The organism is uncultured Subdoligranulum sp. (assembly GCF_937890665.1).
The window spans coordinates 26,512-37,866 of the sequence record NZ_CALADU010000296.1 but is presented as its reverse complement, the minus strand read 5'-3'; the positions used below and the strand labels follow the sequence as shown (position 1 = coordinate 37,866).

At 55.4% G+C, this 11,355-nt stretch carries 14 protein-coding genes and 1 pseudogene; 11 read left to right on the top strand and 4 right to left on the bottom strand.

Going from position 1 to position 11,355, the window contains the following annotated elements:
* Both Q0526_RS17230 and Q0526_RS17225 read left to right on the top strand, forming a co-directional pair.
* Window positions 1–227: hypothetical protein (locus tag Q0526_RS17230; RefSeq protein ID WP_298736369.1), on the top strand; the 227-nt coding region annotated here is incomplete at its 5' end.
* Between the two features lies 1 nt (window position 228).
* The gene (locus Q0526_RS17225; protein WP_298736366.1) at window positions 229–573 is read left to right on the top strand and encodes a recombinase family protein; all 345 of its coding nucleotides are present in this window, start codon (window positions 229–231) and stop codon (window positions 571–573) included.
* 75 nt (window positions 574–648) lie between these two features.
* Here the strand turns inward: Q0526_RS17225 and Q0526_RS17220 are convergent, their stop codons facing one another.
* Complete coding sequence (locus tag Q0526_RS17220) at window positions 649–1,458, bottom strand: ATP-binding protein (RefSeq protein WP_298736364.1); 810 nt, start codon at window positions 1,456–1,458, stop codon at window positions 649–651.
* Window positions 1,455–2,666, bottom strand: a complete 1,212-nt coding sequence (gene istA / locus Q0526_RS17215) for an IS21 family transposase (RefSeq protein WP_298736361.1) — start codon at window positions 2,664–2,666, stop codon at window positions 1,455–1,457. Before istA ends, Q0526_RS17220 begins: the two co-directional genes overlap by 4 nt.
* Before the next feature lie 358 nt (window positions 2,667–3,024).
* Here istA and Q0526_RS17210 point away from each other — a divergent pair, with 358 nt between their 5' ends.
* The 9 genes from Q0526_RS17210 (at window position 3,025) to Q0526_RS17170 (ending at window position 8,902) form a co-directional block, all read left to right on the top strand.
* Window positions 3,025–3,219 carry a hypothetical protein gene (locus tag Q0526_RS17210; protein ID WP_040917526.1) on the top strand — a complete coding sequence of 65 codons (195 nt, stop codon included), beginning with the start codon at window positions 3,025–3,027 and terminating at the stop codon, window positions 3,217–3,219.
* Between the two features lie 101 nt (window positions 3,220–3,320).
* Entirely contained in the window at window positions 3,321–5,006 is a 1,686-nt protein-coding gene (locus Q0526_RS17205) for a recombinase family protein (RefSeq protein ID WP_298736356.1), read from the top strand.
* A gap of 652 nt (window positions 5,007–5,658) precedes the next feature.
* A complete protein-coding gene (locus Q0526_RS17200; RefSeq protein ID WP_298736353.1) occupies window positions 5,659–6,351 on the top strand; it encodes a hypothetical protein in 693 nt (230 codons plus the stop codon).
* Window positions 6,352–6,462: 111 nt separating this feature from the next.
* Window positions 6,463–6,663: a hypothetical protein gene (locus tag Q0526_RS17195; protein WP_298736350.1), complete on the top strand. Its 201-nt coding sequence runs from the start codon at window positions 6,463–6,465 to the stop codon at window positions 6,661–6,663.
* Window positions 6,664–6,833: 170 nt separating this feature from the next.
* The gene (locus Q0526_RS17190) at window positions 6,834–6,956 is read left to right on the top strand and encodes a hypothetical protein (RefSeq protein ID WP_298736348.1); all 123 of its coding nucleotides are present in this window, start codon (window positions 6,834–6,836) and stop codon (window positions 6,954–6,956) included.
* 304 nt (window positions 6,957–7,260) lie between these two features.
* Window positions 7,261–7,470, top strand: coding sequence for a 4Fe-4S dicluster domain-containing protein (locus Q0526_RS17185; protein ID WP_298736346.1), 210 nt, complete (start codon window positions 7,261–7,263; stop codon window positions 7,468–7,470).
* Window positions 7,467–8,060 carry a 4Fe-4S binding protein gene (locus tag Q0526_RS17180; protein WP_298736344.1) on the top strand — a complete coding sequence of 198 codons (594 nt, stop codon included), beginning with the start codon at window positions 7,467–7,469 and terminating at the stop codon, window positions 8,058–8,060. Before Q0526_RS17185 ends, Q0526_RS17180 begins: the two co-directional genes overlap by 4 nt.
* A 135-nt stretch (window positions 8,061–8,195) precedes the next feature.
* The gene (locus tag Q0526_RS17175) at window positions 8,196–8,597 is read left to right on the top strand and encodes a cyclic nucleotide-binding domain-containing protein (protein ID WP_298736340.1); all 402 of its coding nucleotides are present in this window, start codon (window positions 8,196–8,198) and stop codon (window positions 8,595–8,597) included.
* Entirely contained in the window at window positions 8,585–8,902 is a 318-nt protein-coding gene (locus Q0526_RS17170) for a helix-turn-helix domain-containing protein (protein WP_298736338.1), read from the top strand. The genes Q0526_RS17175 and Q0526_RS17170 overlap by 13 nt, the downstream gene beginning before the upstream one ends.
* A gap of 4 nt (window positions 8,903–8,906) precedes the next feature.
* Here Q0526_RS17170 and Q0526_RS17165 read toward each other — a convergent pair whose 3' ends face one another.
* Entirely contained in the window at window positions 8,907–9,551 is a 645-nt protein-coding gene (locus tag Q0526_RS17165; RefSeq protein WP_298736335.1) for a DUF308 domain-containing protein, read from the bottom strand.
* Window positions 9,552–9,574: 23 nt separating this feature from the next.
* Window positions 9,575–11,349, bottom strand: a pseudogene (locus tag Q0526_RS17160) (oleate hydratase).
* Window positions 11,350–11,355 lie beyond the last annotated feature (6 nt).

Genomic DNA, 11,355 nt, shown 5'->3' with positions numbered 1-11,355 from the left:
CGCTGCGCCCCGGTATGGCCGACCTGCTGCGCGCCGCGGCAGACGGCGAAGCAGATGTTCTGATCGTGGTGGATGCCGAGCATCTACATTGTGGCCGTCCCGAACTGGAAGGGCTTATCGCTTCGTTGCTCTGCTATGGCATCCACACCTTCGGCGTTAAGTGCGGTTGGATCGAACCGGGCGGCCGGCACTGGATGGCTCTCCCGAATTACGATTCGGAGGTGTGAGATGGAACGCAAGAAAGAAGATGTGCTTTTCTTTCCGCGTGTCTGGTTGTATGCGCGCACAGGCAGCGGGCATCGCTCTGTTGCTGAACAGCAGCTGGCAGAACTTCGTGAATGGGCCAATTGCAATGGGTACTGTATAGTTGGCCAAAGCTGCGAATGTACCAAGGACAATTCCTTTTGGCGGCCCGGTTTATTTTCCATGCTCCGGGCCGTGCGCAGGGGCGATGTCGATGCCGTGGCAGTAACAAGGCTCTCTCGATTTGCCCGTAAGAGAAGCAAACTTTGCAAGATCCTTGCCGATGTTGGCGTCGGGAGATCGCGACCATATTTTGTCGGGAGTATTTAACCAATTTTTGTCGGAAAAGTCGGAGCCAGCAGAATAAATAAAAAGAGTGCCAACAACCCAGCACTCATAAATTGGTTACTCCTGCGCCACTACCGGCTCAACCGCAGGTATCTTGCCTGTTTGCAAAGAAACGGTCTCCAGTTTCTTTCCCCGGAAACTTTCACCACGCAGCTTAAACACAGTAGCATCGTCAAAGATGCGGTCCAGCGTACACAGCAAGGTAGCGTCTTCCTCAAAATCCTCGCGCCAGAGAGCCGGGTTCTTGTTGCTGGTGAAGATCATATTGAAACTGCCTTCTTTGTTGTATCGCCGGTCAATCAGGTCAAAGAACAGCCTGGTATTCTCTTTGTCAAAGGCACAGTGGCCAATCTCGTCAATAATCAGGCAAGAGGGGCGCACAAGGCCGTTGAGGCAGGAATCGGTCTTTCCGGAACGCCTGGCTGCTGTGAATCGGTCCCGGAGTTCAGATGCCTTAATGAAATAGGTTTTTAACCCGTGCTGGCAGCAGGCGTAGCCGAAAGCCTGAGCCAAATGCGTTTTGCCTGTGCCAGCCGGACCAATAAAGGCCAGGTTGCGGTGAGAGTAGATAGCGTTCAAAGAGGACAAAACCTTCAGGCGTTCCACATCTCTCCCTTTAAGCAGCGAAAAGTCAAAATTCTCAAAGGTCTTGGGTGCTTTTGTAGGAAGACGACTCATCTTCAATAAGGTCTGAATGGTGGTCTGCTGCTTCTTTTCGCTGAGATAGGAGAGAAGCGCTTGCACTGCTTCCATTCCTGCTTCTGAGAATTCCCGGTCTTCTGCGAACAGAGCGAATTCCTCAGCGGAAAGATCCAGCTTCAAAACAGAAGCAGCGGACGCCACCTGCTCAAAGATTGTTTCCTTCATACCTGGTCCTCCTTGTCAAAATCAAATTTGGCAAAGGAGAGATCCTGTAAGGGCTTTGGAAGCTGTAAAATCTGTGTTTGTACAGGCGCTGTGGGAAATTCTTCTGGCTGTGCCAAGGATTCGTACTGTCCTTCACAGAAACTGTCGGTGCGGCTCCAGGTAACGGTATGTGTAGCCAGCAGTACCTTCAGATCAGCAGAATAGATGCGCAATAAATCACCGTTGCGCTCCACTCTGGCTGTTGCGCCAGGATAGCTGTAGGGTACACCGAAACGCCTGCCCTCGTAATTTACAAAACCGTCAAAGGAGATTTTTCTTTCCGGACAGAGATAGAATCGGACAGAATCCTCCGGTACCATACGCAGCTGTTCTCCGCATACAGTTTCGTGAATCTTTTGAGGCGCACCATCCACAGTACGGCGGTATGTTCCGTTTTGTTTGTTGCACCATTCCAGCGCCTGCCAGTTGAGGTCTGTAAGATCACAGAATACTCGGTCAGCCAGGAAATTGTCTTTCACAAAGCGAACCAACCGCTCCACCTTGCCCTTGGTAAAGGGATGCCGTGGCTTGCAAAGCTTTGTCTCGAAGGCCAGGGCCTGCATAAAGGTCTCGTAGTCTTTCTGCCAGACTGGATGTCCCTCCAGATCCCGGTGCAGCACTACACTCTTCATATTGTCGGTTAACACATAGCGTGGAATCCCCATGTACTGGAAAGCGTGGATCATCCCAATAAACAGGTTTTCTTGCCGGGCATTGGGGAAGAACTCAATATACCGCTGTCCGCAATGGTGGCAGATCATGGCGAAGCAGGCAACGCGGTAGGTCCGACTGTTGTAATCCAGAACATCCGTGAATCCCCAGTCCATCTGGTAGGCTTCACCGGGCTTTGTGACGTACCGGCGGCCACGGTTTCCCTGCGCCGCAACCAACTGGCGCTTGGCTGGAATAAGGTGTTTGTGGGCGGCGATATACTCTTTTACAATGGTTGCCCCGCCTTCAAAACCGGCCTGTCGCAAACGCTCCAACACTACAGAGGAGTTCTTGACTCCTTGGCGCAACAAACTGTCCAACAGGCCGGTATAACCGCTGAGTTTTGTGACCGTATGTTTACTGCCTTTGGTGCTCCGAGGCAAATCTTGGAAGCTGTTTTTCTTGAGTCTGCGCAGTCTGCTACGAGATACGCCGGTTCGTCGTTCTAATTCGGCCAAGTTGATACGTTCCAGGGAAAAGGAGTCTCCCTGGAACGCCTTCATTTCTTCTATGGCTTGTGCTATACTTGGTGCAAAGCCATTACCATTTTGCTCTTTCATCGCTATTCCTTTCCACTGGGTTGTTGGCACTTTCCAGTGTACAGGATTTAAAAGAGCATCGGTAGTGGCTTTATCTTTTCCGACTAAATTTGGTCTCGAACGCCCGACACTTTAAGGCTGGTTTCTCCCGACCCGAATACCGAATTACAGGCAAGCGATGTGACGCTGATCACCACCGACGTAAGTTTGCGATATCAGCTATATCTTTATAGTCTGGATTGTGTGATTGCAGATTGCCCGAAAGGAAGGAACCGGTGTGCAGGAATACATACAGCAGATGCCTGATGGCCGTACTCGGATACAACGGGAAGTAGAGGGGGGCTCCGTTACCATATACTTTTCGGAAAAAGACGATGAAGATACACTTGAAAAAGTAAAATCCATGATCATGGATGCCTATGCAGAGAGAAAACACCGTGAGGGTAAACCGTCAAATTCCGGCCCGCAATAAGACAGGGATTTCTCCGTTTTGGTGATAGCTTTCCTGTCCCGGAATGAGTATTGTTGGGATAGGCAAATAACCCATACTAAGAGAATGCGAGAGGAACAAAAATGACATTTTGGGACCAACATGGGCAGGAAGTGGAGATCTCGCAGGCAGATCAGAAGTGGTTAGATGATTCGTATTTTATGACCCAACAGATGCGGTTGGAGGTCGATGCACCACGGGCGGCCCTGTCCTATCGAGTTTCCACGAAAGGACAGGTGGACCACGACGATATCCCTATGCAGAAGATCGCCTGTCGGAAGTTCGCCCAGGAGCATGGCTGGCGTGTGGTACTGGAAAAAGCCGAGAAGGGAATCTCGGGTTCCAAAGTTTCCGCCAATAAGCGGGATGTGATTCAGGAACTGCGCAGCGAAGCGGGCAAGGGAAACTTCGATATCCTTCTTGTGTATATGTTTGACCGGCTGGGACGCATCGAGAGTGAAACGCCGTTTGTACTGGAATGGTTCGTCCAGCACGGCATCCAGATGTGGAGCACCCACGAAGGCCAGCAGCGTATCGAAAGTCACGGCGACAAGCTCATGAACTATATCCGGTTCTGGCAGGCGGCAGGGGAAAGCGAAAAGACTTCCATGCGAACCAGGGACCGCATCCGTCAGATCGTTTCCAGTGGACATTTTGCCGGAGGTTTTGTCCCTTACGGATATCGAGCTATTAATAAAGGTAGAGTCAACAAGAGAGACCAGCCCGTAAAGGATCTGGAAATCAATCCAGATGAAGCGGAATGGGTCCGGGAAGTGTTTATGAAAGTGGCGGAAGAAGGTGCCAGTGGATATGCCATGGCACAGATGCTGAACCAACGAGGACTGCGTACCCGCCAGGGGGCGGAGTTCCAGTCTTCCAACATCAAGAGAATGATTCAGCATGAAGGCTATACTGGATATATCATTACTAAGGCGGCAAGATCGGAGTTTATGCCGCAGCTGCAGATCATTGATGAGGCTTTGTTCGCCAAGGCCAACGAGATGATCAGCAAGAGAAGCAAAAAGGCTATGAAAGATAAAAACGCTGCCCAAAAGAGCAGCAATCCAACATTATTGGCCGGCATCATAGTCTGCGCACATTGCGGGGCGAAGATGTCGGCCTTTTTGCATACGGACCGATATAAGCTGGCCGATGGGAGTATCCGGGAGAAGGTGCAGGCCAAATACAACTGCTACCAGCGCGGTCAGCACCTGCGGCAATGTGATGGTCAGTCACTTTATCTGGCAGAGCGGGTAGACAGAATTGTGCTTACTTACGCCGATGAACTGTTCCGCAAGATTAAGAGCGAGCCTTATGATAAGAGCATCGAGCAGAAGATTCGTCAGCAAGAAGCAAACCATAATAGAAAAAAGCAGGCTGCCGAGAAGAAAATCAAGGCAGCCCAGTACAAGCAACAACGCTATGAGGATGAAGTGTTGAAATGTCTGGAAGGGGAGAGCGCCTTCTCGCAGGAGATGCTGGCCCGGCTGATTACGCAGGCAGAGGCAGAAGTCAGACAGGCAAAAGATGAATACGCGGCCTTGCTGCAGAACAATGATGACCGAACTACAGTGCAACAGATTCGTAGCTACTACGATGAGTTCCTTGGTTGGGCCAATGAATTTGATCTTGCTACGGTCGAAAGAAAAAGAGTCATCCTGGCGCAGCTGTTCGAAAAGGTGGAGGTTGGAAAAGGATACAAGATTACAATCCATGTGCGAGGAACTTATAAGCAGTTCTTGGGAGAAGAACAACATGGAAAATTTTGACTACACCATTAGTATTGGTCAGTTGGGAGAGCAACTGACTCTTAATCAGTGGGTCCTGGGTTCGAGTCCCCGATGGTGCACCAGAAAGAGCCTTACGGAAAACGTAGGGCTCTTTTTTTGTTGCCATAATCCGGAATGTTGCGCTGGTGCACCATCGGAGGACGAGAACAGCTGCAAAGGCGACCGCCGCCTGCGGCGGAAACAGGGAGCCGGAGCAGGGGCCGCGGTCGCAGAGGCGGCGGCCCGCTCCAAGGGACGCTGGCCGATGCGGGCACCGCAACCCGTAAGGGTCCGCCGTCTGCTCCGGCGGGCAAAAAGGGTCCAGTGGACCCTTTTTAGAGTGCGGGAGAGTCCCCGGGGAGTGCAGAGGTAGGCAGAGCGTGACGGGGGTTGCGATTTTGTTATTACACGGCCTTACGGAAAACGTAGGGCTCTTTTTTTGTTGCCATAACCCGGAATGTTGAGCTGGTGCACCATCGGAGGACGAGAATGGCTGCGAAGGCGACCGCCGCCTGCAGCGGAATTGTAAAAGGCGTCAAATCTTTTTGTATGGTTTTGTGAGGCTTGCTGATTGTAGAGAAGGGCGGAAGCCGATAAACTGAAAGTATAGTAAAAAGAAAGTTTGGATTGCAATCAAGAAGGAGCGTTGCTCATGGGATCGAGAGAGGCAAGCCTCCATCTGCGGTGTGAGGATCGTGGTACGCTGCTGCCCAAACTGAAGACCTTGTTGGATGATCCGTCCTTTTGGAGGGAAGAAACGGAAGATTTACTGGGACTGCTGGGCCAAGTCTTCGAGCAGCAGGTGCCCCAACTGGATGAGACAAAACAGCGTGCAGGCAAAGCGTTGCTGGACAACCTGCGGACAGGACTGGATGATTGGGAGCAAAGGGAAGACCCTGCCATTGTAGTGGTACAGCCCCACTTTGTAAGTCTTTATTGGTACGACCATATCCGAAGCGAAAATTTGGAAGAACAGGCGTGGAATTTTGGCCGTCGGTGTCGTGTGCCCGTTTTAGGCGTTTGCCGGTTTGACATCTGCGATTTGCAGCTCTGTGGGGTGCGCAATGCGGGCTGTCCCGAAGCAGTTACCTGCCGTGGAGACTATTATTTCAACGAACATGACATCCAGCCGGTAGATGCCGGTGAGCTCTGCCGCATTCTGGAGGCTCCCTTTCTGCAGGAGGGGGTGGCTGCGGCGCTGGCCTGCTCGGATGGCGAGGGTATGGCCCAAATGCTGGAGAAGGCTTTGAAAATGCCCATCTACCTAAACGAAAGAATGTTGTCGGCGGAGGGAAAAAGACCAACAGAATGCTGGCGGAAAACTTTGGTGTATGTCGAAACGTAAGGCCCGTGGCCAATCGGCAAAGGGAAAAGGAACTGCCCTTGCCGATTATAGTTAGGATAATGAAGGCAACCAAATTTCTGCACTGTTTGGGTGCGACAGGAGGCTTGTGGAATGGGGTTTCTCAATAAAAAACCGATTATCAAATCCGAAGGGTTTCGGCCGTTAGAACTGAACGAGGACAATGTTCAGGCCCTCTTCAACAGGTGTTTGAAAACTGACGAGACAAAAGAGATCGAGTACAGTTACTTGTTCAAAAAAGAGTTTGGATATGAAGAAACCAAAGCCCCGTCCATTTTGACCAAGAGAAGATAAAAGCGAATAAACAGGCCATCATATACTTATTCGGTCAGGTGCAAATCGTTCACCGCAACGAATTTTCAATCACGGAAGAAAAAGCCGCCACCCGGTATGACGGCAAAAAATGGACGGAAAACAAGGGTTTTCTGATGGAGTTCCTGCATCTCGCCGCAGGGGCTCACATCATGGGGCCGTTTATCGCAGATGGGCAGAAAGCCTCTACCATGAAGCTTAAACCCACCTTCTCCCCGAAAGACCCCAACTTCCCCGCGTGGTGGGAGGCCCACAAAGCCGAGTGGGCGGACTGACGGCATCGCCTGCGATGTGGCCCTTTCCGCTGTGCTGCAGGGGTGGCCCCGGCGTGCGTCCCTGCCGGCCCCGGCACTTTGGCCCCCTTGCACCCCCGTTACCGCACCCCTGCGCCGGCAGGGGTAACCCCCATGCCTTGCAAACAGGGCGCGCACCGGGGGCGCGCCTCCCCGGATATACCCACAAGAAGAGCCTTACACCGCGAGTGAGGCTCTTTTCTTGTGGGGTGTTGCGTGACCTCGTCACAGAAAGGAGCGGGACTTTTTTTGTATACTGGTCCCATTGAATTTTGGGAGGTATACCATGGGAGTAGAAGTGAAACGGCGAAAGGCCCGGGTGGATGGCGATGCCTGTGTGGCCTGCGGGTGCTGCGTTAAAGTCTGCCCGCTGCATGCCATCGAGATCGTGCGGGGCATCGTGGCCCGCGTGGACCTGAGCAGGTGCGTTGGCTGCGGAAAATGCGCCGCAGAATGCCCTGCCAGTGTGATCACCGTAGAGGAGGCCGCAAGATGAAAAAACGTTGGTACGACTATCTGTGGATCGCTTCGCTGCTCTATCTGGTGCTGGGCTTCTTCAACATCCTGTTTGCCTGGCTGGGGCTTCTGTGCTTCTGCATCCCGCTGCTCTTTGCGGTGGTGGGCGGCAACAAAGGGTACTGCAACCGCTACTGCGGGCGCGGCCAACTGTTTGCCCTGCTGGGCGGGCGGTTTGGTTTATCCCGCCGGCGGGACGTTCCCCGCTGGATGAAGAGCAAGGCCTTCCGCTACGGATTTTTGGCCTTTTTCTTTGCCATGTTTTTCGTCATGCTGTGGAACACCGCACTGGTCTTTGCCGGGGCACAGGACCTAAAACAGGTGGTCACCTTGCTGTGGACCTTCAAGCTGCCTTGGCACGGGGCTTACCACGGCACCCTGTTCCACCCCGGCGTGGCCCAGTTCGCCTTTGGCTTTTACAGCGTGATGCTGACCTCCACGGTGCTGGGACTGCTCACCATGGTGCTGTTCAAGCCCCGTAGCTGGTGCGTCTACTGCCCCATGGGCACGATGACCCAACTGATCTGCAAGGCCAAGAACGGGTCCGCCCTGCCGGGGCAAAACGGATAAACAAAAATCCATCCAAAAGGGCTTGCTGCGGCAAGCTCTTTTTTGAGTGGATGACGCCGCCGGCTCTTGCAGGGGGCGTCTGGGCGCATTATAATTTATAATACAGACAATCCGAAGAGAAGGGAAGCGTCCCGGATGGAACAAAAATTGGATCTGGCATTGCTGAAAAAAGGCATGCTGTTCCGCAATATGACCGATGAGGAAATTTTGCAGGCGGTGGAGGCTATGTCGCCCCGGCGGGTGCGGTATCCCCGGCGGACGGTGGTGGCCCAAGACGGCGACCTGTTCCCGGAGATCGGCATTATTTTGGTGGGCAGCCTGCATCTGGCCCACGTTGACAGCAACGGCAACAACAACCTGCTGTATGTGCTGCAAACCGGGGACACCGTGGGGGAAGTGAATGCGGTAGGCCGATACCGGCTGCATCTTTCCATTGCCACCGAGGAACCCACCGAAATTTTGTATCTGAGCGTGGACCAGCTACTGCGCAACAATGTGCTGACGGCCCCACCCAGATCCGCTTTTTGCAGAACCTGACCTTGGCCGTGGCCCAGAAAGGCCAGTACCTGACCCGCAAACTGGAGGACAGCATCCGCCGCAGCATGCGGGAGCGGCTGCAGGACTATCTGTCGGCCCAGTATCACAAGGCGGGCAGCCGCACCTTTGTCATCCCCCTGAACCGGCAGGATCTGGCGGATTTTCTGTTTGTGGACCGCAGCGCCCTGTCCAACGAGCTGTGCAAGATGCGGGACGAAGGGCTGCTGCGCTTTGACCGCAGCCGGTTTGAACTGCTGGTACAGATGCCCATTACCGAAAACGAGCCGGACCCCAACGACGAATGAACCCCTACATACAGGCAAGAGCCTTCCGCTTTTGGGCGGAAGGCTCTTGGTTTGTTATGGTATTAGGGGCGTCGGCGCAGCAGCCGCGATGGTTGGAGAGGGACTCCACCGCCAATGCCAGCCCAGAGAACATCAGGTAGATGCCCCAGATGGTACTGACGGCCAGCCACCCCACAAGGGGCTGCATCACGATCAGGTTGCCGGCTACGGTGTTCAGGATGCCGGCGGCCAGCAGCCAGCCGGCGCCCGGGGTGCCCTGCCGGCGCATCTCCGAGAAGGTGATGAATTGGGCGATGCCTTGCAGGACGGTGAAAAACGCAACGCCGTTGGCTAAGGTGGCGATCAGTGCCGCGCCGCCGTAGGGGGTGGCGAAGGCCCCAAACCCCAGCAGGGCCAGACCCCCCAGCAGCGTCCAACTGCTGCGCCGGTCCCGGGGCGTTTCGGCCCAGGTCCAGAGCTGCACCCCGCCGTACAGGGTAAACCCGATCACCAGCAGCACGGCCAACGACCAGCCCAACAGCATGGGGGCGAAGAGGGCAGCCGCGCCCAGCCCGGTCAGCAGAGCCCCGGCAGCCACGCCGCCGGTGAGGACCCGCTTGCGCGAGGCCCGGGCGGCTTGTTCTAACGAGAGAATGGCGGTATGTTTCATGGTTCCTCCTCCGGCAGGGCCGGTCAGATCAGTTGATAGGTGGTGAGCAGTTCTTCCAGCGTGGTGCCGTGAACTTTTTCCAGCCCGGCATGCAGGGCCAGCTTGTAGGGCAAGGGCAGCTTCATATCGGTAAGTTTGCGGCCGTCCAAGAGGTAGTGGGTGGCGTTGAGCAGGCACCGCAGGTCATAGACCGAGCCGAACACTTCCGGCACGCCCCGTTCCACATCCAGCAGGGTGTAGACGGCCTCCATGGCGGTGCGGACCGAGTATTCCACCGTGAAGACGGTGTCCCGCGGGGTCTCGGTGAACTGGCCCAAGAAGGCGAAGTTTACGCAGCCTTCAGGCACTACGTCGGGGCGGTCCCCCGCCTGACGGGGCATAAAGAAGGCGGTGATGTAGGGCATCATGCAGGGGACGGTGTTGGCGGATTCCCGGGCCAGCGTTTCGATCTCGTTTTCCGGCACACCCAGATGGTAGAGCCATTCCATGCAGATCTCGGCGCCGGTGCATTCCTCCATGGGCTTGCCCACGTAGTCGCCGGGGCGCTCGGGGTAAAGGCCGTAGATCCAGCCGACCAACTGCCCCTCGGGCTGGGCCTTGAAGTGGGGCTGCCGGTTGAAGGTCCAGCTCATCATCCAAGCTGAGTCTTTGACGGTTACGATGCCGCCGGTGACGACCTTGCCCGCGTAGGGGTCCCGGCCGCAGACCTGCTGCACATAGGGGGCGATGCGGTCATCCAGCAGGGTGACGGTGGCGGATTCCCACTTGGTGGCCTCGATGTTGGAGCAGAACACCTCCGGCCGGCCAAAGGCCGGGTTCTGTACGGCGATGTTTTCCACAGTTCCCAACTGGACCCCTGCCCGGATTCCAGATCCAGTTCGGGGGCGTGGTCGTTGTCGCCCAGAGCGCTGCCCTCGGTGCAGGAACCGTTGGTCACAAAGACCAGATCATTCTCGGTCAGTTCCACCGTTTCGGGACGGCCGTGGCGCTCCAGCACCAGTTGGTGGGCGACCTTTTTGCCGGGCAGGAAGTGGAACAGCACGTTGCGGACCCGGACGCCGTATTCAAACTGTACGCCGTTTTCCCGCAGGTAGGCCACCAACGGAAGGATCAGGGACTCGTACTGGTTGTACTTGGTGAACTTCAGGGCCGAAAGGTCGGGCAGGCCGCCGATGTGGTGCAGGAACCGCTGCAGGTACCGCTTCATCTCCAGCGCGGAGTGCCAGGTCTCGAAGGCGAACATGGTCTGCCAGTAGAGCCAGAAGTTGGAGCGGAAGAAGGATTCCCCCAGCACCTCGGAGATGGTCTTGTTGTAGAGCTGCTCGTCAGGGGTGAAGAAGAGGGCCATCAAATCCAGCGCGGCCTCGTCCTCCAGCTCGAACCGGTTGCCGGTGTTGGCGCTGCGGCCCCGTTCCAGCGTGGCCCGGTTGTGGGACACATTGGGGTCGTCGTGGTTCAGGCGATAGAACTCGTCCAGCACGCTCTCCCCCTCTTTTTCCAGCGAGGGGATGGACCGGTAGAGGTCCCACAGGCATTCGTAGTGGTTCTCCATCTCCCGGCCGCCCCGGATCACGAAGCCTACGTCGGGCCGCAGGATACCGTCGCAGGCGCCGCCAGGCAGCTCGGCTTCCTCCAAAATATGGATGCGGCTGCCTTCCATCTGACCGTCTCGGATCAGGAAGGCCGCGGCGGCCAGACTGGCCAGCCCGCTGCCTACCAGCCAAGCCTGTTTGTTTTCCACCCCGGCGGGTTTGCGGGGGCGGGCGAATGCTTCATAGTTGCCATTGGTGTAGTACATAGTGTA

What these genes read in the sequence shown, in the direction of transcription:
- Q0526_RS17185 (WP_298736346.1), top strand. Translation starts at nt 7,261, where the DNA reads ATGGGAGTAGAAGTGAAACGGCGAAAGGCCCGGGTGGATGGCGATGCC.
- Q0526_RS17205 (WP_298736356.1), top strand. Translation starts at nt 3,321, where the DNA reads ATGACATTTTGGGACCAACATGGGCAGGAAGTGGAGATCTCGCAGGCA.
- Q0526_RS17165 (WP_298736335.1), bottom strand. Translation starts at nt 9,551, where the DNA reads ATGAAACATACCGCCATTCTCTCGTTAGAACAAGCCGCCCGGGCCTCG.
- Q0526_RS17190 (WP_298736348.1), top strand. Translation starts at nt 6,834, where the DNA reads ATGGGGCCGTTTATCGCAGATGGGCAGAAAGCCTCTACCATGAAGCTT.
- Q0526_RS17175 (WP_298736340.1), top strand. Translation starts at nt 8,196, where the DNA reads ATGGAACAAAAATTGGATCTGGCATTGCTGAAAAAAGGCATGCTGTTC.
- Q0526_RS17180 (WP_298736344.1), top strand. Translation starts at nt 7,467, where the DNA reads ATGAAAAAACGTTGGTACGACTATCTGTGGATCGCTTCGCTGCTCTAT.
- Q0526_RS17220 (WP_298736364.1), bottom strand. Translation starts at nt 1,458, where the DNA reads ATGAAGGAAACAATCTTTGAGCAGGTGGCGTCCGCTGCTTCTGTTTTG.
- Q0526_RS17225 (WP_298736366.1), top strand. Translation starts at nt 229, where the DNA reads ATGGAACGCAAGAAAGAAGATGTGCTTTTCTTTCCGCGTGTCTGGTTG.
- Q0526_RS17195 (WP_298736350.1), top strand. Translation starts at nt 6,463, where the DNA reads ATGGGGTTTCTCAATAAAAAACCGATTATCAAATCCGAAGGGTTTCGG.
- Q0526_RS17200 (WP_298736353.1), top strand. Translation starts at nt 5,659, where the DNA reads ATGGGATCGAGAGAGGCAAGCCTCCATCTGCGGTGTGAGGATCGTGGT.